This is a genomic window from Nocardioides pacificus, from assembly GCF_054775955.1.
In genome coordinates, this window is record NZ_BAAHCI010000005.1 from 1,607,255 (window position 1) to 1,632,492 (window position 25,238).

General features: G+C 71.9%; 28 protein-coding genes. 20 read left to right on the forward strand and 8 right to left on the reverse strand.

Annotated features, from left to right (window positions below; all coding sequences use genetic code 11):
• Nucleotides 1-2: 2 nt before the first annotated feature.
• From ACYU7L_RS10325 to ilvA, 3 genes are read left to right on the forward strand one after another with little or no spacing between them, the layout of a single operon-like run.
• Nucleotides 3-1,454, forward strand: a complete 1,452-nt coding sequence (locus ACYU7L_RS10325; protein ID WP_460795864.1) for a glutamate mutase L — start codon at nt 3-5, stop codon at nt 1,452-1,454.
• Between the two features lie 9 nt (nt 1,455-1,463).
• The gene (locus ACYU7L_RS10330) at nt 1,464-2,939 is read left to right on the forward strand and encodes an AI-2E family transporter (protein ID WP_460795867.1); all 1,476 of its coding nucleotides are present in this window, start codon (nt 1,464-1,466) and stop codon (nt 2,937-2,939) included.
• Nucleotides 2,932-4,176 (forward strand): threonine ammonia-lyase, encoded by a 1,245-nt coding sequence (ilvA, locus tag ACYU7L_RS10335; protein WP_460795870.1) that lies wholly within the window; start codon nt 2,932-2,934, stop codon nt 4,174-4,176. The genes ACYU7L_RS10330 and ilvA overlap by 8 nt, the downstream gene beginning before the upstream one ends.
• 19 nt (nt 4,177-4,195) lie before the next feature.
• Here ilvA and greA read toward each other — a convergent pair whose 3' ends face one another.
• Nucleotides 4,196-4,693, reverse strand: coding sequence for a transcription elongation factor GreA (gene greA, locus ACYU7L_RS10340; protein WP_460795872.1), 498 nt, complete (start codon nt 4,691-4,693; stop codon nt 4,196-4,198).
• A gap of 244 nt (nt 4,694-4,937) precedes the next feature.
• Complete coding sequence (locus ACYU7L_RS10345) at nt 4,938-5,369, reverse strand: DUF4307 domain-containing protein (RefSeq protein ID WP_460795875.1); 432 nt, start codon at nt 5,367-5,369, stop codon at nt 4,938-4,940.
• Between the two features lie 29 nt (nt 5,370-5,398).
• On the opposite strand from ACYU7L_RS10345, the gene mca reads away from it, so the two are divergent.
• Nucleotides 5,399-6,283: a mycothiol conjugate amidase Mca gene (gene mca / locus ACYU7L_RS10350; RefSeq protein ID WP_460795878.1), complete on the forward strand. Its 885-nt coding sequence runs from the start codon at nt 5,399-5,401 to the stop codon at nt 6,281-6,283.
• Nucleotides 6,284-6,312: 29 nt separating this feature from the next.
• Entirely contained in the window at nt 6,313-6,567 is a 255-nt protein-coding gene (locus ACYU7L_RS10355; RefSeq protein ID WP_460795879.1) for a hypothetical protein, read from the forward strand.
• 19 nt (nt 6,568-6,586) lie between these two features.
• Here ACYU7L_RS10355 and ACYU7L_RS10360 read toward each other — a convergent pair whose 3' ends face one another.
• Both ACYU7L_RS10360 and ACYU7L_RS10365 read right to left on the reverse strand, forming a co-directional pair.
• Nucleotides 6,587-7,213, reverse strand: coding sequence for a class I SAM-dependent methyltransferase (locus ACYU7L_RS10360; RefSeq protein WP_460795880.1), 627 nt, complete (start codon nt 7,211-7,213; stop codon nt 6,587-6,589).
• Nucleotides 7,214-7,215: 2 nt separating this feature from the next.
• Nucleotides 7,216-7,617, reverse strand: coding sequence for a thioredoxin family protein (locus tag ACYU7L_RS10365; protein WP_460795881.1), 402 nt, complete (start codon nt 7,615-7,617; stop codon nt 7,216-7,218).
• 102 nt (nt 7,618-7,719) lie between these two features.
• Between ACYU7L_RS10365 and ACYU7L_RS10370 the strand changes: the two genes are divergently transcribed.
• The 6 genes from ACYU7L_RS10370 to ACYU7L_RS10395 are packed head-to-tail and all read left to right on the forward strand — an operon-like array spanning nt 7,720 to nt 12,304.
• Complete coding sequence (locus ACYU7L_RS10370; protein ID WP_460795882.1) at nt 7,720-8,391, forward strand: ArsR/SmtB family transcription factor; 672 nt, start codon at nt 7,720-7,722, stop codon at nt 8,389-8,391.
• Nucleotides 8,388-8,912 (forward strand): hypothetical protein, encoded by a 525-nt coding sequence (locus ACYU7L_RS10375; RefSeq protein WP_460795883.1) that lies wholly within the window; start codon nt 8,388-8,390, stop codon nt 8,910-8,912. The genes ACYU7L_RS10370 and ACYU7L_RS10375 overlap by 4 nt, the downstream gene beginning before the upstream one ends.
• Nucleotides 8,905-9,627: a DsbA family protein gene (locus ACYU7L_RS10380; RefSeq protein ID WP_460795886.1), complete on the forward strand. Its 723-nt coding sequence runs from the start codon at nt 8,905-8,907 to the stop codon at nt 9,625-9,627. Before ACYU7L_RS10375 ends, ACYU7L_RS10380 begins: the two co-directional genes overlap by 8 nt.
• On the forward strand, nt 9,627-10,532 hold the full coding sequence (locus ACYU7L_RS10385) for a cytochrome c biogenesis CcdA family protein (RefSeq protein WP_460796650.1): 906 nt from the start codon (nt 9,627-9,629) through the stop codon (nt 10,530-10,532). The genes ACYU7L_RS10380 and ACYU7L_RS10385 overlap by 1 nt, the downstream gene beginning before the upstream one ends.
• Before the next feature lie 57 nt (nt 10,533-10,589).
• Nucleotides 10,590-12,179, forward strand: a complete 1,590-nt coding sequence (locus ACYU7L_RS10390) for a sodium-dependent transporter (protein WP_460795888.1) — start codon at nt 10,590-10,592, stop codon at nt 12,177-12,179.
• Entirely contained in the window at nt 12,176-12,304 is a 129-nt protein-coding gene (locus tag ACYU7L_RS10395; RefSeq protein ID WP_460795890.1) for a methionine/alanine import family NSS transporter small subunit, read from the forward strand. The genes ACYU7L_RS10390 and ACYU7L_RS10395 overlap by 4 nt, the downstream gene beginning before the upstream one ends.
• On the opposite strand, the gene ACYU7L_RS10400 is transcribed toward ACYU7L_RS10395, so the two are convergent.
• On the reverse strand, nt 12,301-13,647 hold the full coding sequence (locus ACYU7L_RS10400) for an FAD/NAD(P)-binding protein (protein ID WP_460795892.1): 1,347 nt from the start codon (nt 13,645-13,647) through the stop codon (nt 12,301-12,303). The two genes, ACYU7L_RS10395 and ACYU7L_RS10400, sit on opposite strands and share 4 nt — an antisense overlap.
• Before the next feature lie 122 nt (nt 13,648-13,769).
• Between ACYU7L_RS10400 and ACYU7L_RS10405 the strand changes: the two genes are divergently transcribed.
• From ACYU7L_RS10405 to ACYU7L_RS10425, 5 genes are read left to right on the forward strand one after another with little or no spacing between them, the layout of a single operon-like run.
• Nucleotides 13,770-14,285, forward strand: a complete 516-nt coding sequence (locus ACYU7L_RS10405; RefSeq protein WP_460795894.1) for a flavin reductase family protein — start codon at nt 13,770-13,772, stop codon at nt 14,283-14,285.
• On the forward strand, nt 14,282-15,106 hold the full coding sequence (locus ACYU7L_RS10410) for an ABC transporter permease (protein ID WP_460795897.1): 825 nt from the start codon (nt 14,282-14,284) through the stop codon (nt 15,104-15,106). The genes ACYU7L_RS10405 and ACYU7L_RS10410 overlap by 4 nt, the downstream gene beginning before the upstream one ends.
• Nucleotides 15,094-15,888, forward strand: coding sequence for an ABC transporter ATP-binding protein (locus ACYU7L_RS10415; protein WP_460795899.1), 795 nt, complete (start codon nt 15,094-15,096; stop codon nt 15,886-15,888). The genes ACYU7L_RS10410 and ACYU7L_RS10415 overlap by 13 nt, the downstream gene beginning before the upstream one ends.
• Nucleotides 15,885-16,916, forward strand: coding sequence for an ABC transporter substrate-binding protein (locus tag ACYU7L_RS10420; protein WP_460795902.1), 1,032 nt, complete (start codon nt 15,885-15,887; stop codon nt 16,914-16,916). The genes ACYU7L_RS10415 and ACYU7L_RS10420 overlap by 4 nt, the downstream gene beginning before the upstream one ends.
• Before the next feature lie 3 nt (nt 16,917-16,919).
• Entirely contained in the window at nt 16,920-18,098 is a 1,179-nt protein-coding gene (locus tag ACYU7L_RS10425; protein WP_460795905.1) for an LLM class flavin-dependent oxidoreductase, read from the forward strand.
• An 18-nt stretch (nt 18,099-18,116) separates the two neighbouring features.
• On the opposite strand, the gene ACYU7L_RS10430 is transcribed toward ACYU7L_RS10425, so the two are convergent.
• Nucleotides 18,117-18,671: a TIGR03086 family metal-binding protein gene (locus ACYU7L_RS10430; RefSeq protein ID WP_460795907.1), complete on the reverse strand. Its 555-nt coding sequence runs from the start codon at nt 18,669-18,671 to the stop codon at nt 18,117-18,119.
• Nucleotides 18,672-18,709: 38 nt separating this feature from the next.
• Between ACYU7L_RS10430 and ACYU7L_RS10435 the strand changes: the two genes are divergently transcribed.
• Complete coding sequence (locus ACYU7L_RS10435) at nt 18,710-19,534, forward strand: helix-turn-helix domain-containing protein (protein ID WP_460795909.1); 825 nt, start codon at nt 18,710-18,712, stop codon at nt 19,532-19,534.
• A gap of 2 nt (nt 19,535-19,536) precedes the next feature.
• On the opposite strand, the gene trhA is transcribed toward ACYU7L_RS10435, so the two are convergent.
• On the reverse strand, nt 19,537-20,253 hold the full coding sequence (trhA, locus tag ACYU7L_RS10440) for a PAQR family membrane homeostasis protein TrhA (protein WP_460795911.1): 717 nt from the start codon (nt 20,251-20,253) through the stop codon (nt 19,537-19,539).
• Nucleotides 20,254-20,373: 120 nt separating this feature from the next.
• Here trhA and ACYU7L_RS10445 point away from each other — a divergent pair, with 120 nt between their 5' ends.
• The 3 genes from ACYU7L_RS10445 (at nt 20,374) to ACYU7L_RS10455 (ending at nt 23,653) form a co-directional block, all read left to right on the forward strand.
• Nucleotides 20,374-21,150, forward strand: coding sequence for an isoprenyl transferase (locus ACYU7L_RS10445; protein ID WP_460795913.1), 777 nt, complete (start codon nt 20,374-20,376; stop codon nt 21,148-21,150).
• A 310-nt stretch (nt 21,151-21,460) separates the two neighbouring features.
• A complete protein-coding gene (locus tag ACYU7L_RS10450) occupies nt 21,461-22,762 on the forward strand; it encodes a PhoH family protein (protein WP_460795915.1) in 1,302 nt (433 codons plus the stop codon).
• A gap of 234 nt (nt 22,763-22,996) precedes the next feature.
• Complete coding sequence (locus ACYU7L_RS10455; RefSeq protein ID WP_460795917.1) at nt 22,997-23,653, forward strand: aggregation-promoting factor C-terminal-like domain-containing protein; 657 nt, start codon at nt 22,997-22,999, stop codon at nt 23,651-23,653.
• Nucleotides 23,654-23,773: 120 nt separating this feature from the next.
• On the opposite strand, the gene ACYU7L_RS10460 is transcribed toward ACYU7L_RS10455, so the two are convergent.
• Nucleotides 23,774-25,189: a class II fumarate hydratase gene (locus ACYU7L_RS10460; protein ID WP_460795920.1), complete on the reverse strand. Its 1,416-nt coding sequence runs from the start codon at nt 25,187-25,189 to the stop codon at nt 23,774-23,776.
• Nucleotides 25,190-25,238 lie beyond the last annotated feature (49 nt).

Genomic DNA, 25,238 nt, shown 5'->3' on the forward strand with positions numbered 1-25,238 from the left:
CGGTGAGGGAGGGAGCCGTCGTCTGCGTCGACTTCGGCTCCACCTTCACCAAGGCAGCCCTGGTCGACCTGACGCAGGCCCGCATCGTCGCGGCCGCCTCGCACCCGACCACGATCGACACCGACGTCCTCGACGGGTACGACGCGTGCCTGGCGTCGCTGGCCGAGCATGACCCCCGTGCGCGTGACGCCGAGGTGCTCGCCTGCTCGTCGGCCGGAGGCGGCCTGCGGATCGCCGTCGTCGGCAACGAGGAGCTGGTCACCGCCGAGGCGGGGCGCCGCGTGGCGCTGTCCAGCGGCGGCACGGTCGTCGCCGTCCTGGCGGCCGGCCGCGGCGACGACCTCGCGGCCGGCGTGGAGAGCAGCCGCCCCGACGTCGTGCTGCTCACCGGCGGCACCGACGGCGGCAACGCCGAGCCCCTGCTGGCCTGCGCCCGTCAGCTCGTCGACGCTGGCTGGCGGGGACCGGTGGTGGTCGCCGGCAACGTCGAGGCCCGCGACGACGTGGCGGCGATCCTCGGCGCGGCGGGCACGCCGTACGTCCTGGCCGACAACGTCGTGCCTCGCATCGGGATCCTCGCGCCAGACTCGGCGCGCGCCGCCGTCCGTGAGGTCTTCCTCGCGCACGTCATCGGCGGCAAGCACCTGAGCGCCCGCGCCGACTTCGTGGCCATGGTCCAGGGCGCCACGCCCGACGTGGTGCTGACCGGTGTGGAGCTGCTCGCCCGCGGCCTCCAGCGGGACGAGGTGACAGGTGAGGGGGCAGGCGAGGGCACAGGTCACGACGGCATCGGCGACGTCGTGGTGGTCGACGTGGGCGGAGCCACGACCGACGTGCACTCGGTGGTCGAGGTCGACCCGGACACCGGCCTGGTCGAGACCGCCCCCGGCGGCGTGGGCCTGTCGCGCGAGGTGGTCGCGACCACCCCCGTGACCCGGACCGTGGAGGGGGACCTCGGCATGCGCTGGTCGGCGGTGTCGACGCTCGAGGCGGCCGTGGCCGAGGGACTGGAGGTCCCCGACGGCCTGGCCCGAGCGGCCGCCGCGCGGCGCGACGACCCGTCCCTCGTGCCGACGGACAGCGCAGGAGCCGACGACGACGAGGCGATCGCGCGCGCCGCGGTCCAGCTGGCGATGCGCCGCCACGCAGGGCGCTCCCGGGTCAGGCTCGGCGACGACGGCAGGGTGCTCGAGCGGACCGGCAAGGACCTGCGCGAGGTCGCGTTGCTGATCGGATCGGGTGGCGTGCTGCGGCACGGTCGCCCGGGGGTGGCAGGGCGGGTGCTCGCCGCCAGCACGGGCACGGACGTCCCCGGCGGCTGGCAGCTGCCCCGGGCGCCTCGGGTCGTGGTGGACACCGACTATGTCCTGGCCGCGGCCGGGCTGCTCGCGGCCCGACATCCCGAGGCGGCCCACCGGCTCGTCCGGCGGCTCGCGGGTGGGGACGATGGGTAGCCTGACCCGGTGAATGACGAGGTGGGAGGGAACCCCTCCGGCGAGCCCGGTGTGCCTGCTGCAGGGGAGGCGCGCGACAGCGGTGGGCCGGGGGAGGGACGCCGGCTCCTGCTGCCGATGATCAAGCCCCGCAGCCGCGGGCGGCTCGACCTCCCCGCGGGGGCCGAGCGGCCCGATCGGGAGGACGAGGAGAGCCTCGCCGAGCGGCTCACCCAGCAGCTCTCCCAGCAGTGGGCCCAGATCCGCGCGGAGCGCCGCACGGAGCCCGCCGTGATCACCTCAGGGCGCTCCAACTTCACCCGTGCCCAGGTGCCCTGGGGCCTCGACCTCGCGGCCGCCTGGGCCTGGCGCTTCCTGGTGATCGCCGGTGCCGGCTATCTCGTCCTCTGGCTCTCGGCGAAATTCGCGCTGGTCACCGTCCCGGTGGCCGTGGCACTGCTGATCTCGGCTCTCGCCACGCCTGCGGTCCGTGCGATGCACCGCGTCGGGATCCCCCGCGGGCTCGCCGCGGGGCTGGTGATCGTCCTCGGGCTCGCCGCGCTGACGGCCCTGCTCACCTTCGTGGGCCAGCAGATCGCCGACGGCTCGTCCCAGCTGGCCGACCAGGTCGTGCAGGGGCTCGGCAAGATCCGGGTCTGGCTCAAGGACGGTCCGCTGCACGCGAGCGACTCCCAGATCAACAGCTACATCGAGCAGACCCAGCGGGGCATCACCAACTGGAGCAAGGACGGTGGTGCGGTCAGCTCGGTAACGGAGCTGGGGTCCGCCCTGACCAACGTGTTCGCGGCGTTCTTCATCGTGCTGTTCTCCACCTTCTTCTTCCTCGCCGACGGCGGCCGGATCTGGGCCTGGGTCGTCCGGCTCGCCCCGCGCGCGGCCCGCGAGCGGCTCGACAGCTCGGGCCGGGTGGCGTGGGTCTCGCTGACGCAGTTCGTCCGGGCCACCGTGATCGTCGCGCTCGTGGACGCCATCGGCATCATGGTCGTGGCCGCCATCCTGGGGGTGCCGTTCCTGCTGGCGATCGGGGTCCTCGTCTTCATCGGCGCCTTCGTCCCGATGGTCGGCGCCACCGTCGCGGGCGCGGTCGCCGTCCTCGTCGCCCTGGTGGACCAGGGGCCGGTGACGGCCCTGCTGATGCTGGGCGGTGTGATCCTCGTGCAGCAGATCGAGGGCCACATCCTGCAGCCCTTCCTGATGGGTCGCTTCGTGTCGGTGCACCCGCTCGGCGTCATCCTCGCCATCACGGCGGGCATCCTCGTCGCGGGCATCGCCGGGGCGCTGATCGCGGTGCCGCTCGTGGCGGCCGTCAACGCGGTGGTGCTGCACCTCGCCGACGAGACCGATCCGGGAGACGACCCCGTCGAGGAGCTCAGCGAGGATCTGAGACCCGACGGACCTGAGCAGTTCGACGACGACGGCAACCCGCTCGCCGACAAGGTCGGCTCCGACAGCCCCGCGACGACGGAAGGCCAGGACCATGACTGAGCCCGCTCTCCCCGGCCCCCCGCGGGTCGCGCTCGCCGACATCGAGGCCGCCCGCGAGCTGCTGCGCGGCGTGGCGATCGAGACGCCTCTGGACCAGTCGCGCTGGCTCTCCACGCTGGTCGGCGGCCCGGTCGGACTCAAGTGCGAGAACCTCCAGCGGGCCGGGTCCTTCAAGATCCGCGGTGCCTACGTCCGCATCGCCGGGCTCTCCGAGGATGAGCGTGCCCGCGGCGTGGTCGCCGCCAGCGCCGGCAACCACGCCCAGGGCGTGGCGCTGGCCGCGTCCCTGCTGGGCATCCGGGCCCGAGTCTTCATGCCGGAGGGTGCTCCGATCCCCAAGGAGAAGGCGACGCGCGGCTACGGCGCCGACGTGGTCTTCCACGGGCGCTACATCGACCAGGCGCTCGTCGCCGCCAAGCAGTACGCCGAGGAGACCGGCGCGGTGCTGATCCACCCCTTCGACCACCAGGACATCGTGGCCGGGCAGGGCACCTGCGGGCTCGAGATCCTCGAGCAGGCGCCGGATGTGCGCACGGTCCTGGTGCCGACCGGCGGCGGTGGCCTGGCCGCCGGGGTCGCGACCGCCATCAAGGAGACCCGCGCCCGCGCCGGGCACCACGACGTACGCATCGTGGCGGTGCAGGCCGAGGGCGCTGCGGCGTTCCCTGGCTCGCTGGCCGCCGGGCACCCGGTGCCGATCGGGGACATGCTGACGATGGCCGACGGGATCGCCGTCGGCTGCCCCGGCGAGGTGCCCTTCGAGGCGGTACGACGCTACGTCGACGACGTCGTCACGGTCTCCGAGGAGTCGCTCTCCCGAGCGCTGCTGGCGCTGCTCGAGCGGGCCAAGCTGCTCGTCGAGCCTGCCGGAGCAGCAGCGGTGGCGGCGCTGCTCGACAACCCGTCTGCCTACGAGACCCCGGCCGTCGCCATCGTCTCCGGGGGCAACATCGACCCGCTGCTGCTCGGCAAGGTGATCCGGCACGGTCTGGCCGCAGCCGGGCGCTACCTGACGCTCGGGGTCCAGATCCCCGATCACCCCGGAGGCCTCGCGGGCCTGCTCGCCGTGCTGGCCGACGCGGGTGCCAACGTGCTCGAGGTGGTGCACGGTCGGGTCTCACCGTCGCTGCGCCTCGACGAGGTCGAGATCCGTGTCCAGCTGGAGACCCGCGGCGAGCCGCACGCCGAGCAGGTGCTCTCGCGCCTGCGGGCGTGCGGCTATCGCGTCGTGGAGTGACTCAGCCGTATGTAGGGACTCAGCCGGTGTAGGGGACCGCGTCCACGATCTCGACCTGGAGCTCCTTGCCGTTGGGTGCGGTGTAGGCGACCTTGTCGCCCTTCGACGCGCCGTTGATGGCGGTGCCCATGGGGGACTGGGGGGAGTAGACGACCAGGTCGCCCTCGTCGATCTCGCGCGCGCCGAGCAGGAACTCCTCGGTCTCGTCGTCGCCCTCGAAGCGGATCGTGACCAGCATGCCGGGCTCGACGACGCCGTCGTCGGGGGGCGTCTCGCCGACCTCGGCGCGGCGGAGCATGTCCTCCAGCTGAAGGATCCGGCCCTCGAGCTTGCCCTGCTCCTCGCGAGCGGCGTGGTAGCCGCCGTTCTCCTTGAGGTCGCCCTCGTCGCGGGCAGCCGAGATCTTGGCGATGACCTCTTGGCGCACGGGGCCCTTGAGGTCCTCCAGCTCGGCCCGGAGCTTGTCGTACGCCTCCTGGGTCAGCCAGACGGTCTTCGGTTCGGTGGACTGCGTCATCGTTACTCCTGCCGTGATTCACAGGTGCGAGGTCGCACCTGTTTGTCTCGTCTGGTTGCCGTCCTGCCGGGCGCGTCGGGGAGACGTGCGGGTGCGGCGCAACGTGGGCGGGCACTTCGTGCGAGCTCCGTCGGCTGCACGAGCCAGTCTCCTGGGCGGCCCTGCGGGACAGTGAGAAAGATCCAGACTAGCAAGGAACCCCGCAAACGTCGGGTCCTCGCCGAGTCCCAGTCAGCGGGGAAGGTCAGCGAGGCCGGTTCTGGTCCTCGGTGGTGCAGCCGAGGAGCTCCACGGAGGTGGCCCGACGCTCGGTGCGGATCTCCACGTCGTTGCGCCCGTCCACCGGGGTGAAGGCGAGGTCGCCGACCGCCGTCTTGTCTGCAGCCAGGGCGCGCACCCGACACTCGGCCTCGACGCCGTCCTTGAGCTGGACCTCCACCGAGGTGCGGGCCGTGTGCTCGTCGACGACCTCGAAGGTGACCTGGCTGGACTGCACGTCGGGGCTGGCCTGGTCGAACCCCGCCCAGGCGACCATGACCACGATCGCCGCCGCGATCGGTGTGAGGACGGCGAGCAGCACGACCGTCTTGCGCGAGAAGGACCGACGGCCGTAGCGCTCGGCGAGGAGGGCGTCCTGGGAGTGGTCCGAACCTGCCGGGTCACGCTGCTGGGTCACCTCTGCATGGTCCCACCTAGAATCGGCGCATGCCGAACCGCCCCCGCGCTGGCCTGCGCCTGATGCACGTGCACGCCCACCCCGACGACGAGTCCAGCAAGGGTGCGGCGTCGACGGCGAAGTACGTCGCCGAGGGCGTCGACGTCCACGTCGCCACCTGCACCGGAGGGGAGCGCGGCTCGATCCTCAACCCCAAGATGGACCGCCCCGAGGTGCTCGCCAACATCTCCGAGGTGCGGCGCCAGGAGATGGACGCCGCCCGCGAGATCCTCGGCGTGCGCCAGGACTGGCTCGGCTTCGTCGACTCCGGCTGGCCCGAGGGCGACCCGCTGCCGCCCCTGCCCGAGGGCTGCTTCGCCTCGGTGCCTGTCGAGGAGGCCGCCGAGCCGCTGGTCCGGCTGATCCGGGAGTTCCGACCGCACGTCCTCACGACGTACGACGAGCGCGGCGGCTACCCCCACCCCGACCACGTGATGTGCCACAAGATCTCTGTGGAGGCGTTCGCCGCAGCCGGCGACCCCGAGCGCTACCCCGACGCAGGGGAGCCGTGGCAGCCGCTGAAGCTCTACTACCACCACACCTTCAACCGGCCGCGCACCCAGGCGCTGCACGACGAGATGGTCGCGCGCGACCTCACCTCGCCGTACGCCGAGCGGCTGGAGAAGTGGAAGCCCGAGCCCGACTGGGACGCCCGGATCACCACCCGGGTGCCGTGCGGCGAGTTCTTCGCGGTGCGCGACCAGGCGCTGCTCGCCCACGCGACGCAGATCGACCCCGACGGCCCGTGGTTCGCTGTCCCGCTCGAGGTGCACCAGGCGGCCTGGCCGACCGAGGACTACGAGCTGGTGTCGAGCCACGTCGTGGCCCCGACCCCGGAGGACGACCTCTTCGCGGGCATCACCCTGGACGAGTAGGCGACCGTGCGGGTGAGACACTGGGCGGCATGGACGTCCTGATCGTGCACAGCCTGACCCTGCTCGCCACCCTCGCCGAGGAGGGTCCCGAGCCCAAGGACGTCAAGGCCGGCTGGACGGCGTTCGCGATCTGGATCGGTCTCGGCCTCGCGGTGGTCTTCCTGGCCTTCTCGATGACCAAGCGGCTGCGCAACGCGCAGGCGTCGAAGGACGCCGGCCGGTACGGCGACGAGCCGACGCCGACCGACGCCCAGACCGAGTCCGAGGACGGGCCGCGGGCCTGAGTCGCACGGCGGGACGCGCTCAGCGTCGTACGACGCGCACCAGGCAGTCGTAGGCCGTTCGCCCGCCGGACGGGTGCTCGTGCGTGCCGGACGCGTCCGTGACCACGCGCTCGACGCGCTCCGCGCGCACCACCTCGAGGTCGAGTCCCTCCAGGTCGCCGAGCACGTCCTCGGCCGTCATCAGCACGCGCTCGTCCTGGGGCCCGCCCGTGCCCTCGGTGAGGTTGGTCGTGTCGTGGGCGACCACCAGCAGCGTGCCGCCGGGCGCCAGCGCCTCGAACGCGTTGCGCACCGCCGCACGGCGCTCGGTCGCCGGCAGCTGCAGGTAGGCCAGGACCGCGAGGTCGTAGGTCCGGTCGGGCTCCCAGGTGGTCGCGTCGGCCCGCACCCACTCGACAGGCCGGGCGACCGGGACCTCCCCGGCGAGCCGGCGCCCCTTGTCGAGCGCCACCGCCGAGAAGTCCAGGGCCGTGACGTCCCAGCCGCGGGTGGCCAGCCAGATGGCGTTGCGCCCCTCGCCCGCCGCGACGTCCACCGCGGACCCAGGGGAGAGGTCGGCGCACTCGCGGGCCACGAACTCGTTGGGCTCCGCGGACCAGACCAGCTCGCGCGCCGTGTAGCGCTCGTCCCAGTCAGAGGTGTCCATGCTCAGGCGTGCTTGCGGTCGTCGGGCTGACCGGCGGCCTCGGCTGCCGTCTGCGCCGCGAGCTCACGACGGATCTCGTCCATGTCGAGTCCGCGGACACCGTCGATGAGCTGGTCGAGGGCGGCCGGGGGAAGGGCGCCGGGCTGGGAGAAGACGAGGATGCCCTCGCGGAACGCCATCAGCGTGGGGATCGAGGAGATCCGCGCGGTGCTGGCGAGCTGCTGCTGCTCCTCGGTGTTGACCGAGCCGAACCTGATGTCGGGGTGTGCCTCGGACGCCGCCTCGTAGGTCGGCGCGAACTGCCGGCACGGCCCGCACCAGGAAGCCCAGAAGTCCACGAACACGATGTCGTTGTCCAGGACGGTCGACTCGAAGTTCTCGACGGTCAGCTCGAAGGTGGCCATGGCGTCCACCGTAACGCGGTGCCGGAGAGCACCCGGTGACCATCGTGGTGACCAGCGGCTTGCTACGGTCTTCCAAAGATCATTGGAGGATTGATGGACAGCATGCAACGCAGAGGTCAGGTCTTCGACCAGCTCGCGGTGGTCGGCAAGGCCTTCGGCTCGGCCCGCCGCCTCGAGCTGGTGGAGCTGCTCGCGCAAGGAGAGCGCACCGTCGACGCTCTCGCCCAGGCGGCGGGCATGGGCGTCAGCACGGTCTCGGCGCACCTGCAGGTGCTCAAGCTGGCCAACCTGGTCCAGACCCGCCGCGAGGGGACCCGCATCCACTACCGCCTGGCCGGCGACGACGTCGCCCGGCTCTATGACGCGATGCGCACGGTCGCCCGTGAGCGCTCGGCCGACGTGGAGCGGGCCCTGCAGGCCTACCTCGACGTGCCCGGGTCCGGCGAGGTCGACCTGGTCACCCGGGTCGAGCTGGAGCGCCTGATCGAGCAGGAGGCGGTCGAGGTGATCGACGTGCGCCCCACCGAGGAGTACGCCGCCGGGCACATCCCCGGTGCGCGAAGCCTGCCGCTCGAGGCGCTGGCCGCGGCAGCCGACTCGCTGCGAGCACTGTCGCTGCCCGTGGTGACCTACTGTCGCGGGTCCTACTGCGTGCTGGCTCACGACGCCGTGCGCCTGCTGGGTGCCGAAGGAGTGCCGGCCCGTCGGCTCGAGGACGGGATGCTGGAGTGGCGCACCCATGGCCATCGCGTCGAGATCGGGGCCCTTCCATGAGTGCCCCGAAGGCCCCGAGTGCCCCGAAGGCCCTGAGCACCCTGAGCACCCTGAGTGCCCTGCGCGCCTGGCCGGTACGGCGCTGGCTCGCCGCCGCAGGAGCCGCGATCCTCTTCGTGCTCGCCGTGGCGATCCCCACGGACCTCATCGACAACCCCGTCTTCGGACGCGAGATCCCGCCCACCTGGTGGGCCTGGCCGTCGCTGCTCGTCTCGTCCGTGCTCGCCGGACTGCTCGTCGCGTCGTACGTCACCGGGCCGGAGTCCACCCCCACCGACCGCGGCTCCACGCGCGGCGGCTGGGCCGGCAGCCTGCTGACCTACTTCGCCGTCGGCTGCCCCGTCTGCAACAAGCTCGTCCTCGTCGCGCTGGGCAGCGCCGGCGCCCTCACCTGGTTCGAGCCGGTCCAGCCGGTCCTCCAGGCTGTCGCCGTCGCGCTGCTGGCCTGGGCCCTGCGCCAGCGCCTGCGCGGCGAGCTCTCCTGCACCATCACCCCCGACCGAGAGGCATCGCGTGTCTGATCGCAAGAGCCCACTCGTCCCGATCGCCGTCGCGGTCATCGCCATGATCTCGCTGATCCTGATCGTCGTCGCCTCGGGCGGCGAGGAGGAGCCGCAGCGGGCCGCCGACGTCGTCCCCGGGGGCAGCAGTCCCCGTAGCGGCGTCGAGGGCTCCGACGACCCACTCGAGCAGATCGTCCGTCGTGAGGAGGGCGACCCGATGGCCATCGGGGACGTGGACGCCCCTGTGGTGATGATCGCCTACTCGGAGTTCCAGTGCCCGTTCTGCGGCAAGTTCGCCCGTGACACTGCCCCGACCCTCGAGGAGAAGTACGTCGACGAGGGCGTCCTGCGCATCGAGTGGCGCGACTTCCCCTACCTCGGTGAGGAGTCGGTGCTCGCTGCCCGGGCCGGCCGAGCGGCGGCCGCGCAGGCCTCCTTCTGGGAGTTTCACGACGCGATGTTCGCCGATCAGCTGCCGCCCAACAGCGGGCGCCTCACCGAGGACCACGTCGCCGGCATCGCCGAGGAGATCGGCCTCGACGTCGAGCGCTTCCGCGCCGACCTGGACTCGGAGCCGGTGCGCAAGCTCGTCGACGCGGACTTCGAGGAGGGCCAGTCGATCGGGGTGACGGGCACCCCGTCGTTCCTCATCAACGGCACGCCGATCGTCGGCGCCCAGCCGACGGAGGTGTTCGAGCAGGTCATCGAGGAGGCCAGCGGAGCCGCCTCGTGATGGAGGTCGGGCTCCTGGCGGCGTTCGCCGCCGGAGTCCTCGCCCTCCTCTCGCCGTGCAGCGCACTGCTGCTGCCCTCGTTCTTCGCCTACGCGTTCGCGAGCAAGCGGGCACTGGTGCTGCGCACGCTGGTCTTCTACCTCGGTCTGCTGATCACACTGGTCCCGCTCGGGACCGGTGCCGGCGCGGCGTCCTCGCTCTTCTACGGCCACCGCTCCACGCTCATCGCCGTCGCCGGCTGGTCGATCATCGGGCTGGGGGTGCTGCAGATCCTCGGGCGGAGCTTCGCGATGCCATTCGCGGGACGACTGCAGGGGTTCGCGGCGGCCCGGTCGGGGGCCGGCTGGCTGCCCACCCTGGTGCTGGGCGGCGTCTACGGCCTCGCGGGGTTCTGCTCGGGGCCCGTGCTCGGAGCGATCCTCACCGTGGCAGCCACCCAGGACACCCCCTGGAAGGGCGGCGCGCTGCTGGCCGTCTATGCCCTGGGGATGGCCGCGCCGCTGCTGGTGCTGGCGGCGCTGTGGGACCGCCTCGACCTGGGTGCCCGGCCCTGGCTGCGGGGACGCACCCTCACGCTGGGGCCGCCCCGGTGGGCGCCCTGGCTGCGGCTGAGCGTGCACAGCACCTCCCTGCTGGCGGGCGTGATGTTCGTCGGGGTCGGGGTACTGTTCCTCCGCTTCGACGGCACCGCCGGGATCACCGGCGTGCTGGGCATGGGCGACACCGTCGACCTGGAGTTCCGACTCCAGCAGGCGGCTGCAGCGTGGGCGGCGCGCGTGCCGTCGTGGGCGGTGCCCGCGACGATCATGCTGGTGGCCACCGGCGTCGCCTGGCGCCGTACTCGGGAGAGCGATCCGCAGGACGAGGCGGAGAGCGCGCGCGAAGGTGTCCGGGTGGACGTCTAGCGCGACGCCGTCGGGGTGGAGCATGCTCTGGGAACCACACCGACCTCAGGAGGATCAGTGACCGACCACTCGGCAGCCGCCGACGCGCACGAGGAGCAGCGCGGAGCGTTCGCGTCTCGTCGCGTCTTCATCCTGGCCGCGATCGGCTCCGCCGTCGGGCTCGGCAACATCTGGCGCTTCCCCTACGTCGCCTACGAGAACGGCGGCGGGGCGTTCGTGCTGCCCTACCTGATCGCGCTGCTCACGGCCGGCATCCCGTTCCTGCTGCTCGACTACGCCATCGGCCACCGCTACCGCGGCTCCGCGCCGCTGTCGTTCCGGCGCGCCGGGGGCTGGGCCGAGGGCATCGGCTGGTGGCAGGCGGGCATCTGCGCGGTGATCGGCATCTACTACGCGGTGATCATCGCGTGGGCCATCCGCTACATGTTCTTCTCGGTCGACGAGGCCTGGGGCAACGACGCGGAGGCCTTCTTCGGCGGCGAGTTCCTCCAGGTCGGCGACTTCGAGATCAGCACCGACGTCGTCCCGGGGGTGCTGCTGCCGCTGCTCCTGGTCTGGGCGGCGACGCTGCTGGTGATGGCCCTCGGCGTCCAGCGCGGTCTCGGGTCCACGGCCGTGGTGTTCATCCCCGTGCTCGTGCTCGCCTTCGGTGCGCTCGTCGTGCGCTCACTGTTCCTCCCGGGGGCCGCCGACGGTCTCGACGCGCTGTTCTCGCCCAACTGGTCGGCGCTCGGCCACGCCTCGGTGTGGGCTGCGGCCTACGGCCAGATCTTCTTCTCGCTCTCGATCGGCTTCGGCATCATGATCACCTACGCCTCCTACGTCGGGAAGCGCACCGACATGAGCGGCTCGGGCCTGGTCGTCGGCTTCGCCAACTCCGGCTTCGAGCTGCTGGCCGGGATCGGCGTCTTCGCCGCGCTCGGCTTCATCGCCCAGGCGCAGGGCGTTGCCGTCGACGAGGTCGCCGCAGGCGGCATCGGGCTCGCCTTCATCGCGTTCCCGACGATCATCTCCGAGGCCCCGGCCGGCGCGCTGATCGGCGTGCTGTTCTTCGGCTCGCTGGTGATGGCCGGCTTCACCTCGCTGGTCAGCGTGCTCGAGGTCGTCGTGGCCGCGGTGCGCGACAAGTTCGAGCTCAGCCGAGTGGCCGCGGTGATGGTGGTCGGGCTGCCGGCCGCACTCGTGAGCATGGTGCTCTTCAGCACCACCAGCGGGCTGCACGTGCTGGACATCCTCGACAACTTCATCAACAAGTTCGGCATCCTGCTGGTCGCGATCGTCAGCATCGTGGTGGTCGCCTGGGTGCTGCGACTGCTGCCGACGCTCGAAGGACATCTCAACCGGAACGGCTCCATCCAGCTTGCCGGCTGGTGGTGGGCTCTGGTCGCGATCGTGATCCCGATCGTGCTCACGCTGATCCTGGGGCAGGAGTTCTACGACGAGCTGAAGGACTCCTATGAGGAGTACCCGTCCTGGATGATCCTGCTTGTCGGCTGGGGTGCCGTCGCCACGGTGATCGTGGTGGCCGCCGCGCTCACCGTGCTGCCCTGGAAGAGGGGCACCTCGCTGGCCGCACCGCCGGACGACCCGATCGGGCCACGAGGCCCCCGAACCTCAGACGGCTTCACCAAGGAGGCAGGACGATGAGCACCGGAGCGATCGTGATGATGCTGCTGGCGATGATCATCCTGTGGGGCGGGCTGATCGTCGCGGCGATCAACCTCAGTCGCAGCGAGGAGTCGATGGACGACGTGCCGATCCGCGACCTCTAGCCGACCTGGAAGGACGCTCGCGAGGCGAGCAGGTGGTCGGCCAGCCCGGTGGACTGGGCGCGCAGGTCCGGGATCGCGGCGACCTCCCACTCGACGCCGCGCCGGGCCGCGCCCACGACGTACACCCGCGGGTCCACCAGCCCGTCGGCACCGACGATGCGGCCGTCGGGGTCGAGATCGAGGCCCAGTCCGAGCCGATGGGGCCGGAGTGCGCCGCGCTCCAGCAGCGCGTCGACGAGCGGGTTCCAGCCGGGCGTGGGGACCGGCGCCGGCCCGGTGCAGTTCACGACGTGGTCGAAGGACCCCTCCTCCAGCTCGTCGACCCGGGTCACCCGCAGCACGCCGTCCGCACGCAACTGCGAGATGTGGGTCGCCATCGTCGGTGACATCCGGTGGCGCAGGGTCTCCCAAGTACGGGCCGTCTCGGCCACGAAGCGGTCCTGGTCGGCAGGGGAGAGGATCGCCCACAGGTCGTTGGCGTGGACGCGGAGCGAGTCGACGGCGTCGCGCCAGTCGCCGCCGACCTCGGCCAGCTCGTTGATCCGCTGACTGACCCGGTCGACGAGCTCGTCGAGGGTCGACGCCCCCGGGTGGAACACGTCGTGCAGGCGCTGACTGCCGAGCCGGTGGGCGTTCGGGAGTCGACCGCTGCGCGAGACGGCCGTGAAGCGAGTCCCAGGCGATGCTGCATGCAGCTGAGCGACGACGTCCGCCATCGTCAGTCCGGTCCCCACCAGCAGGACGTGCTGAGCGCCGGCGACCGAGGCGGTGAGGTCCTCCGCCCACGGGTCGTCGTGGACCGGCGCGTGCCGGCGCCAGGACGGGGCGAGCGGACGCGGCGGGGGGCTCCCCAGGGCGAGCACGACCACGTCGGCCGGGGTCGCCCATCCCTCGGCCAGCTCGACGCTGAGCTCGCGGTCGGGCCCTTCTCGGACATCGCTCACCGTGCCGAGCGCCCGGCGCAGCATGCTGCCCTCCGGCACGTCTGTCGCGTCCAGCACCTCGGCGAGATAGTCGCCGTAGAGCGCCCGGGGAAGGAACGACGTGGGCTCGGCCGGGATGCCTCGCGCGGCGCACCAGCGCAGCAGGTGGTCGGGATCGCCCTCCACCGCGCTCAGTCGTCCGGCGAAGTTGTTGAGCGTGTGCAGCGGGTCACGGGTGCGGTAGGCGAGCCCCGGGCCGAAGCCCTCGTCCCTCTCCGCGATCAGGATGTCCACCGGTCGCGCCCGGCCGGCGGCGCGCAGCAGGCCGCTCGCGGTGATCACCCCTGCGGCTCCGCCTCCCACGACCACCACCCGGGTCGGTCCTGCGTCGACTTGGCCCGACGGTACGAGATTCCTCATCGTTCTGCCTCCTTCTCACCCGCTGCTGGGGGTCCACTCCGCGAGCCGCCTTGCGTGACGTCCCGTCGCTGTGTCTAGTATTCCTACCAAGTTAGTCAACTTACAACTCGAAGGTGGCGACATTGAGCACTCTCCGCATCCCCGAGTACGACGAGCCCCCGGGCCCGGTGACCGACGACCTGTTCCGAGCGGTCTTCCGCGACCACGCCGCCCGCGTGGTCGTCGTCACGGCTCCCGGCGACGCCGGACCGGCCGGCTTCACGGCGACGTCGCTCGCCTCGGTCTCGCTGCGCCCGCCGATGGTGTCCTTCTCCGTCGCCCGGTCCGGCTCGGCCTGGCGGACGGTGTCGCGCTCGCGCCGGGTGGCCGTCCACCTCCTGGCCGAGGACCAGGACTGGCTGGCGAGCACGTTCGCCACCAGCGGCATCGACCGGTTCGCCGGTGTGACCTGGCGCAGTGCGCCGCGAGGGGAGCCGCTCATCGACGGCTGCGCGGGCTACCTGGGCTGCCAGGTGGTGCAGCACGTCCCGGCCGGGGACCACGTCGTCGTCCTCGCCCGGGTGACAGAGGTCCGGATGAGCCGGGCCGGCGCGCCGCTGGTCTATCACGACGGCGCCTACACCTCGGTGGCGCGATGACGACCCTGGCGTCGCCGCCGGTCGCGCCTGCGGTGCCCGAGCCGGCGGAGAAGCGCCGTGGCCCCCGTCGCCGTACCGGCCTCTCGTGGCTGCGCCGCTGGGTCAGCCCGGTGCTCCTCGTGCTCGGCTGGCAGGCCCTGAGCAGCACCGGCATCCTCACCGCCGACGTGCTCGCCTCCCCGTGGCAGATCCTGGCCACCGGGTCCGAGCTGCTCGCCGACGGCACCTTGCAGGCAGCGGCTGCGATATCGGTGACCCGGGTCGTCGTCGGGTTCACGATCGGGGCCACCGCGGGACTGCTGCTGGCCGTGGTCGCCGGGCTGTCCCGGCTGGGGGAGGACGCCGTCGACCCGGTGATGCAGATGCTCCGCACGCTGCCGCACTTCGGGCTGATCCCGCTCTTCATCGTCTGGATGGGGATCGGCGAGACACCCAAGGTCGCGCTGATCGCCCTGGGTGTGGCGTTCCCGCTCTACCTCAACACCTTCGCGGGCATCCGCAGCGTGGACCGCCGCCTGCTCGAGGCCGCCCACGCCCTCGACCTCACCCGCGCCCAGCGCCTGCGCCACGTGATCGTCCCCGGCGCACTGCCGCAGGCGCTGGTCGGTCTCCGGCAGAGCCTGGGCGTCGCCTGGCTCTCGCTGATCGTCGCCGAGACCGTCAGCGCCGACTCCGGGCTCGGCTACCTGATCAACGACGCCCGCGAGTTCCTCAAGACCGACGTGATCGTGGTCGGGCTGGCCGTCTACAGCCTGCTCGGCCTGATCACCGACACCCTCGTCCGACTCATCGAAAGGAAGGCGCTCGCATGGCGCTCCTGACCACCACCCACCCCGACGCCCCATCCGTCGCCACCGTCACCGAGCTGCACCGCTCCTACGGCGCCGCGCAGGTCCTGCGAGGGCTCGACCTGTTGATCCGGCGTGGAGAGTTCGTCGCCCTGCTCGGGCGCAGCGGCTCCGGCAAGTCGACTCTGCTGCGCACCCTCGCCGGCCTCGACCCGGCGTCGGCCACGGAGCTGGCCGTGGACGGCTCGGTCTCGGTGGCCTTCCAGGAGCCGCGGCTGCTGCCGTGGCGCAGCGTGGAGGCCAACGTCGCGCTGGCTCTCGCCAACGCCCCGGATCCGGGCCGACGCCGCGCTCGCGCATCGCTCGCCCGCACGGCGCTGGGGGAGGTGGGGCTCACCGACAAGGCGAGCGCGTGGCCGGGGCACCTCTCCGGCGGCCAGGCCCAGCGGGCCTCGCTGGCCCGGGCGCTCGTGCGGGAGCCCGACCTGCTGTTGCTCGACGAGCCCTTCAGCGCACTGGACGCGCTGACTCGCATCGACATGCACCGACTCGTCATCGACCTGTGGGAGCGTCACGGTCCGGCCGTCCTCCTCGTCACCCACGACGTGGACGAGGCGCTGGCCCTGGCCGACCGGGTGCTGGTCCTCGACCACGGCCGGGTGGGTGCGCAGTGGCCGGTGACCGTTCCCCGCGATGAGCGGCTCGACCACCCGCGGGTGGCATCGCTGCGTGGCGAGGTGCTGGGCGCGCTCGGCGTGGACCCGGTGGCGCACGATCCGCGCGCCGCTCGGCGTCCCGAGAGCGGTGCGGCATGAGGCGCGTCGGCCCGGGGGCCCGCATCGCCGCGGTCGCCGTCGTGGCGGCGACGGTGCTGGCCGGCTGCGCCGGTGCCGAGGGGCGCAACGCCGACGCGGTCCGCGAGGACGGCAGCGTCGACCTCGCCAAGGTGACCCTCGTGATCGGCGACCAGAAGGGCGGGTCCAAGGCGCTGCTGGCAGCGGCCGGCGAGCTCGACGACCTGCCCTACGAGGTGGAGTGGAAGGAGTTCACCTCGGGCCCGCCCCTGCTGGAGGCGATCAACGCCGGCGCGGTGGACGTCGGCGCGGTCGGCAACACGCCTCCGCTCTTCGCAGCGGCGGCCGGGAGCGACCTCCTCGTCGTCGCCGGCGACACGATGGGCGCCGAGGGCGACGCCATCGTAGTGCCGGAGGACTCGAGGATCGAGGACGTCGCGGACCTCGAGGGCAAGGACGTAGCCGTCGCCAAGGGCAGCTCGGCCAACTACAACCTCCTGGCCCAGCTCGAGGAGGCGGGCGTCGCCTTCGACGACGTCGACGTGCAGTACCTCCAGCCCGCGGACGCGCTGGCCGCCTTCAGTGCCGGCCACGTCGACGCCTGGGCGATCTGGGACCCCTACACCGCGCAGGCCGAGCTCGAGCACGGCGCCCGCGTGATCGCCGACGGCGCCGGTCTCGTCAACGGCATGCTCTTCCAGGCTGCCGCCCCCGAGGCCCTCGAGGACAAGGCGACGGCGGCCGGCATCGAGGACTACCTCGCGCGCCTCGCCCGGGCCAAGGTCTGGAGCAACACCCACCGCAAGGAGTGGGCCGCGGTCTGGTCGGAGGAGACCGGACTGCCGCTGCCCGTGACGACGCGCGCCGCCGAACGGCGGGTGGCGACCCCCGTGGCGCTCGACGAGGAGGTCATCGCATCCGAGCAGGCGATGGCCGACGCGTTCGTGGCCGCAGGGCTGCTGCCCGACGAGTTCGAGGTCGCGCCGTTCTTCTCCGACCGCTACGACGACACGGTCCTGCGCAGCTGGACCACCACCGAGATGGAGTGACGAATGAGGATCGAGCTGCACTGGTTCCTGCCCACCACCGGAGACTCCCGAGGCCTGGTCGGAGGCGGCCACAGCGTCCCGCAGGGAGTGGGACTCCCGACAGGAGGCGACGGGAGCGCCACGGCCATGCGCGAGGCGAGCATCGACTACCTCGCGAGCGTGGCGCGCACCGCCGACCAGCTCGGGTTCGAGGGAGTGCTGACGCCCACCGGGACGTGGTGCGAGGACGCCTGGCTGGTGACCGCCGCGCTGATCCGCGAGACCCGGCGGCTGAAGTTCCTGGTCGCCTTCCGTCCCGGCGTCACCAGCCCGACGCTCGCAGCCCAGATGGCGGCGACCTTCCAACGGATCTCCGAGGGCCGGCTCCTGCTCAACGTCGTGACCGGTGGCGAGCCTGTCGAGCAGCGCCGCTTCGGCGACCACCTCGACCACGCCGCCCGCTATGCCCGCACCGACGAGTTCCTCTCGGTCGTGCGAGGGGCCTGGACCCAGGCGCCGTTCGACTTCGCGGGGGAGCACTACCAGGTGGAGGGGGCCCAGGTCCGCGGCGAGCTCGACCCGCTGCCGCAGATCTACTTCGGTGGGTCGTCGGAGCCCGCCGGGCCCGTGGCCGCCCGCCACGCCGACGTCTACCTCACCTGGGGTGAGCCGCCCGAGCAGGTGGCGCAGAAGGTCGCGTGGATCCGCGACCTCGCCGCAGCCGAGGGGCGCCGGCCGCGGTTCGGGATGCGCGTCCACACCCTGTCCCGCGACACCAGCGAGCAGGCCTGGCAGCAGGCGCAGGGGCTGCTCGATGCGTTGGACCCGCGCGAGATCGACAAGGCACAGCGCGTCCTGGCTGCCAGCGAGTCCGTGGGCCAGCAGCGGATGCGGGCGCTGCACGGCGGGCGCTCGTCGTACCGCTCGGCGCACGACCTCGAGATCTCGCCGGGCCTGTGGGCCGGTGTCGGGTTGGTCCGCGGCGGTGCGGGGACGGCCCTGGTCGGCAGCCACCAGGAGGTCGCCGACCGGATCGAGGACTACCACCGCCTCGGCATCGACGAGTTCGTGCTGTCCGGCTACCCGCATGTCGAGGAGGCCTACTGGTTCGCCGAGGGCGTGATGCCGCTGCTGCGGAGCAAGGGACTGCTCGGCGACGATCGTCCGGGGTGGGTCGCCGAAGCGGTGGGGCGTACGGCGTGAGCGGGTCGGCGTGACGGGTCAGCCTCGGCGGCCGAGCAGGGCGAGCAGCCGGGCCTGCCGGTCGGCGTCCGCGGGGACCTCGGGGCCGCGTCGACACACACCCTCGCTGTAGAGCGCCTCGCCGAAGCCGGCCGCGCTGGACTCCACGAAGTCCAGCTCCTCCTCCGTGAGCCGCTCCTCGAGGCCGGCCGAGGTCGCGAGGTCCCAGCGGTGCACGACCAGGTCGAAGCCGTAGAAGCGCAGCAGGGTGTCGCCGACGGTCGTGGGGCCGAAGTGCCCGTCGTACTCTCGCTCGGCCACGGCCGGGTCGGCGAGCGCCGCAGCGAGGGCGTCAGTGTGAGCGTGCCAGGCAGCGGCCGGCTCGGCGTCCGGGGGCGGCTCGGGGAGCTCCACGCCCTGCAGGGTGAGGAACTCGCGCTCGGTGTCGATCACGTGGCGCAGCACGTCGCGGGCGGTCCATCCCTCGCACGGGGAGGGCTGGTCCCAGGCCGCGGCGGGCAGCCGGTCGCAGACGGCGCCGAAGGGGCCGGTGAGTCGCAGGAAGTCGGTGGCGGGGAGCGTCGAGGTGTCCATGCACCGAAATGTAGGCGCGGTGCGAGAGGCTGTGCTTGATGAAATCCGACAAGCGCCTCGATCCGGTCGAGCGGGCCCACCTGGTGGATCCCGCCGACCGCTCCTGGCGCATCGAGCGGCACGCGCCGCCACCGGAGCTCACCGACCTGCTGCAGCGCTTCTGGATCCCGCTGTGGAGTGTCCCGCCGGGGGAGGAGTCGACCCAGCAGGTGCTGCAGTACCCCGTCTGCCTGATGGTCGTCACCCCCGACTACGCGCGGTTCTACGGCGTCGTCTCGGGGCTCTCCTCGACGACGCTGACCGGGACGGGCTGGGCGGTGGGGGTGATGCTGCAGCCGGCGGCCGGCTCGCTGCTGACCGGCGGGTCGGTCGCTCGCTGGACCGACCGTCACGACGAGCTCGCGGTCGCGCTGGGTGAGCCGGGCGAGCGGGTCGCCGCCCGGGTGCGAGCTGCGATGGCCGGCGGTGCCGAGCTTCCCGGCTCTCAGGGGGAGGCGATGGACGCCTGCGCCGACCTGCTGCGGACTCTGCTGCCCGTGGACGAGGAGGGCCTGCTCGTCAACGAGATCGTGGCCCACGTCGAGGACGACCCCGAGCTGCTGCGCGTCGACCAGCTCTGCGAGCGGTTCGCGCTGAGCGAGCGGGGACTCCAGCGGCTGCTGCGGCGTCGTACCGGACTGAGCCCGAAGTGGCTGATCCAGCGCCGGCGCCTGCAAGAGGCAGCCGAGCGGCTGCGCAGGAGCGACGAGACCCTCGCCGCGACCGCGGCCCACCTGGGCTATGCCGACCAGGCCCACTTCACCCGCGACTTCCGGCGGGTGACGGGGATGACGCCGGGGCAGTTCGCCCGGCGGTTCCGATAGGGCTACCTGAGGGAGTACGTCGCCAGGGAGACGCCGATGTAGTGCGAGGCGAAGGCGAGGATCGTGAGGGTGTGGAAGATCTCGTGGAACCCGAACCACTGGGGCCACGGATCGGGACGCTTGAGCCCGTAGACCACGCCGCCGAAGGTGTAGAGCAGCCCGCCCACGATCACCATGACCAGGGCGGCCACGCCGGCGGTCCCGAGGGTGCGCGCGCCGTCCGCCATCGCGGGGATGAAGAAGACCGCCGCCCAGCCCAGGGCGATGTAGATCGGCGTGTAGAGCCAGCGCGGTGCACCGGTCCAGAAGACCCGGAACAGCACGCCCAGGATCGCGCCGGTCCACACCACCACCAGCAGCGTGGTGCGTTGCTGGCCCTCGAGCAGCAGCAGGCTGAACGGCGTGTAGGAGCCGGCGATCAGGATGAAGATGTTGGAGTGGTCGAAGCGCCGCAGGAACGCCCACGTCTTCGGCGACCAGGTCCCGCGGTGATAGATCGCGGAGACCGTGAACAGGATCATCGCCGAGGCGATGAACACGATCGAGCCGATCCGGGTCATCGTCGTGGGGGAGAGCACGATCAGCACGATGCCCGCGGCCAGCGTGGCCGGGACGGTGCCGAGGTGCAGCCAGCCGCGCAGCTTGGGCTTGATGTCGGCGATGGCCTCGCGCAGGTGATCCCCGGCTTCGTGGCGCAGTTCGGAGAGGCGAGGGTCCATGGGGGCTAACTTACCCTTCCGTAGGTTGAGCAAACGCGACGTGCGAGTCAGGTCACGAATCATCTTCGGCACACGGTGTTCGCGTCATGAGTCCGAAGTCCCGCCGGTACCATCGGCCAGGTGGCGGACTGGAAGAGCGGGCTTCGACGGGTGCTCTACCCGGCCTACGAGGCACGGATGGTCCGCCGACTGCCGCACGACAAGCTGCCCAAGCACATCGGGGTGATGCTCGACGGCAACCGCCGCTGGGCGAAGGCCGTCGGTGCCGACACCGCGCACGGCCACCGCGCGGGGGCGGCCAACATCGAGCCCCTGCTGTGCTGGAGCGAGGAGGTCGGCATCGAGGTCGTCACGCTGTGGCTGCTCTCGACCGACAACCTCAACCGCGCCCCCTCCGAGCTGGAGCCGCTGCTGGCGATCATCGAGGACGCGGTCGCCTCGCTGGCCGACGAGCGACGCTGGCGGCTCAACCCGGTCGGGGCCCAGGACCTGCTGCCGGCCGCGACGGCGGCCAAGCTCAAGAAGGCGGCCGAGGAGACCCGCGACGTCGACGGCATGCTCGTCAACATCGCGGTCGGCTACGGCGGACGGCGCGAGATCGCGGACGCCGTACGCTCCCTGCTCCTGGAGCACGCCGAGAAGGGCACCTCGCTGGAGGACGTCGCCCACAGCCTGGACGTCGACGACATCTCCGACCACCTCTACACGCGCGGCCAGCCCGACCCCGACCTGGTGATCCGCACCTCCGGCGAGCAGCGGCTCGGCGGCTTCCTGCTCTGGCAGAGCGCGAAGTCGGAGTTCTACTTCTGTGAGGCCTTCTGGCCGGACTTCCGGCGCGTGGACTTCCTGCGTGCCCTGCGGGCGTACGCCGAGCGCGAGCGCCGCTTCGGCTCCTGACGGGCCTCGCGACGACTCTCGTCGGCCCGAAGGAGAGCGACATCACCTCGTAACACAGCATTCACCCCGCAGACGGGCGTGTCGCGCTTGCGTCGACGTCTCGCGGCGTACCGTCGACGCCATCGGCGAGTGGGGAAGCTCGCCGCCACCGGAAGGCCCGAACGTGTCCGAGCACGACTGCTGCGAGCGCCAGTCCCGCTGGCGTGCGCAGAGGGGCCGGCACTCCGGTCCGCGGGCATCCTCCCGGTCCGTCAGCACGAGATAGGGCCGGGGCGAGGAGTGCGCGTGCCGGGCCGTGAGGGGTAACACCATGGCGACCACGCGCACGTACGTGCTCGACACCAGCGTCCTGCTGGCCGACCCCGGCGCGATGCGCCGCTTCGACGAGCACGAGGTCGTGCTGCCGGTCGTCGTGATCACGGAGCTGGAGGGCAAGCGCCACCACCCGGAGCTGGGCTTCTTCGCCCGCGCCGCGCTGCGTGCGCTGGACGAGCTGCGGATCCAGCACGGTCGTCTCGACCAGCCGGTCCCGATCGGGGAGGCGGGCGGCTCCCTGCGCGTCGAGCTCAACCACACCGACGCCGACTCCCTGCCGTCGGGCTTCCGCCTCGGGGACAACGACACCCGGATCCTCGCCGTCGCCCGCAACCTCGCCAACGAGGGCCACGCGGTCACGCTGGTCTCCAAGGACCTGCCACTGCGGATCAAGGCCTCCGCGGTCGGACTCGACGCGGAGGAGTACCGCGCCGAGGCGATCCACGAGTCCGACACGGGCTACACCGGCATGGCCGAGCTCGAGCTGGCGGCCGCCGACCTCGACGAGCTGTACGACGACGGGGTGCTCGCCCTGGACGCGGCCCGCGAGCTGCCCTGCCACACCGGGCTGGTGCTGCTCTCCGAGCGGGGGACCGCCCTGGGGCGGGTCGGTCCGGACAAGCAGGTGCACCTGGTCCGCGGCGACCGTGAGGCGTTCGGCGTGCACGGGCGCTCGGCCGAGCAGCGGATCGCGCTGGAGATGCTGCTCGACCCCGAGGTCGGGATCGTCTCCCTGGGCGGCCGGGCCGGCACCGGCAAGTCGGCGATGGCGCTGTGCGCCGGGCTCGAGGCGGTGCTCGAGCGCGGCCAGCACAAGAAGGTCGTGGTCTTCCGCCCGCTGTTCGCGGTCGGCGGCCAGGAGCTCGGCTACCTGCCCGGCTCGGAGTCGGAGAAGATGTCGCCGTGGGGACAGGCGGTCTTCGACACGCTGGGCGCCATCACCTCGCGCGAGGTGATCGAGGAGGTCCTCGAGCGCGGCATGCTCGAGGTGCTCCCGCTGACCCACATCCGCGGTCGCTCGCTGCACGACGCGTTCGTGATCGTCGACGAGGCCCAGTCCCTGGAGCGCAACGTGCTGCTTACGGTGCTCTCGCGGATCGGGGCCGGGTCCAAGGTGGTGCTCACCCACGACGTGGCCCAGCGCGACAACCTCCGCGTCGGCCGTCACGACGGGGTGGTCGCGGTGGTGGAGAAGCTGAAGGGGCACCCGCTCTTCGCCCACGTCACGCTCACCCGCTCGGAGCGATCGCCGATTGCCGCCCTGGTGACCGAGATGCTCGAGAACGTCACGCTCTGACGCGTCGTACGGCGACCTCTCGGTGAGGCCGCCCACACCGGCCCCAGGCTCCGGCTCGGGGCCGGTGTGACGTGTGGTGACCCCTGTGACGACAGAGGCCGGATGTGGGGAACTTCATCGGCTGGATTCGTGCGGTTCGGTTTGCAGACATCTGCCGAACCATGCAAGGTGGCCTGTGGTCGGGAGCCAGCCCCCGGCCGTTCTCCTGCTGCCTACCCCCGTGAGCACCTACCTGTGACCAAGCCCGAGAAGTACGTCCCGAAGCACCGCCAGGCGCCCGCCCGGCCGCCGATCGGACAGACTCCCAAGCTCGTCCTGCGCAACTCACTGCTCCTGTCGACGGTGGCGGTTGCCGCCACCGGAGTGTCGATCGCGGGCGGGGTCCTCGACGGGAGCTCCGCCACCGAGGAGACCACCGTGGCCGCCGCCGCGCTCCCGGACGTCCCGGTGGACGAGCTGAGCGAGGCCGAGCTCGCCGATCGTGAGGTCGCGACCCGCTCCGACCGCCGCGACAGCGCGGACCCGGTCAAGGAGGCGGCGCTGACCCAGGAAAGCGGTCGGGCCATCACCGGCGCCGAGACCCTGGCCGACGACGACCCGCGCGACATCGGGCGCGCACTCCTCGGGGAGTACGGCTTCGGTCCCGACCAGTTCCAGTGCCTCGACTCGCTCTACGTCAGCGAGAGCAACTGGCGCGTCGACGCCGACAACCCGACGAGCTCGGCCTACGGCATCCCGCAGGCGCTCCCCGGCGAGAAGATGGCCTCGGCCGGTGCCGACTGGGCCACCAACCCCGTCACCCAGATCCGCTGGGGCCTCGGCTACATCGCCGACGTCTACGGCACCCCGTGCAGCGCCTGGTCGTTCAAGCAGGCCAACAACTGGTACTGAGGTGGCGTGCTCCTGACCGTTTCACGAGTTAACTCGTGAAACGGTCACCTCCCACGTGAAGGTTCGTGTGGGAAGTGACCGTTTCGTGTGGTCAGTACGACGCGCCGCGGGCGCCCCGGCTCAGGGGTGCGTCATCGACTCCACGTCGAGACCGGCGTCGAGCTGCTCCTCGGTGAGCTCGCCGCGCTCGAGGAAGCCCATCGCGATGATGGTCTCGCGGATGGTCGCACCGTCGGCCATCGCCTTCTTGGCGACCTTGGCCGCGTTCTCATAGCCGATGTGCTTGTTCAGTGGCGTCACGATCGAGGGCGACGACTCGGCATAGCGGCGCATCCGCTCGGCGTCGGCGGTGATGCCGTCGACGCAGCGCTCGGCGAGCAGCACCGAGGAGGTCGACAGCAGCCGGATCGACTCGAGCAGGTTGCGCGCCATCACCGGCATCATCACGTTGAGCTCGAAGCTGCCGCTGGCCCCGGCGTGGGCGACGGTCGCGTCGTTGCCGATCACCTGGGCGCACACCATCAGCGTCGCCTCCGGCAGCACCGGGTTGACCTTGCCGGGCATGATGCTCGACCCGGGCTGCAGGTCGGGCAGGTGGATCTCCGCGAGGCCGGTGGTGGGGCCGCTCGACATCCAGCGCAGGTCGTTGCAGATCTTGGTGATGCCGACCGCGATCGTGCGCAGTACGCCGCTGAGCTCGACGAGTGAGTCGCGTGCGCCCTGGGCCTCGAAGTGGTTGCGCGCCTCGCTGAACTCCTGGCCGGACTCGGCGGAGACGACCTCGATCACCCGGGCCGCGAAGCCGGGCGGGGTGTTGATGCCGGTGCCCACCGCGGTGCCGCCCAGGGGCAGCTCGCGCACCCGGGGGAGTACGGCGTCGAGCCGCTCGGCCGCGTAGCGCAGGGTGGCGGCGTAGCCTCCGAACTCCTGGCCGAGCATCACCGGCGTCGCGTCCATCAGGTGCGTGCGCCCCGACTTCACCAGGCCGGAGAACTCCTCCGCCTTCGCCTCGAGGCTCGCGGCGAGCGTGGCCAGCGCCGGCTGCAGGTCCTCGGCGACGGCCAGCGCGGCCGCGACGTGGATCGAGGTGGGGAACGTGTCGTTGGAGGACTGGCTCGCGTTGACGTGGTCGTTGGGGTGCACGTCGACGCCGGCGCGCGCGGCCAGCGAGGCCAGCACCTCGTTCATGTTCATGTTGGAGCTGGTGCCCGACCCGGTCTGGAAGACGTCGAGCGGGAAGTGCGCGTCGTGACGTCCCTCGATGACCTCGGCGGCGGCGGAGCGGATCGCGCCGGCCTGCTCCTCGGTGATCACGCCGAGCTCGGCGTTGACCGCGGCGGCCGCCGACTTGACCCGGGCCATCGCCTGCACGTGGCGGGACTCGAGGGTGGTGCCGCTGATCGGGAAGTTCTCGATCGCGCGCTGCGTCTGGGCCCGCCACAGCGCGTCCTTCGGGACGCGGACCGCGCCCATGGAGTCGTGCTCGATGCGGTGCTCGGCCTGGTTCAGGTCGCTGGACTCGCTCAGATCGCTCATGGCCTCGACGGTACCCACCAGCGCCGAGACCTCACGACGTCCGTGGGCT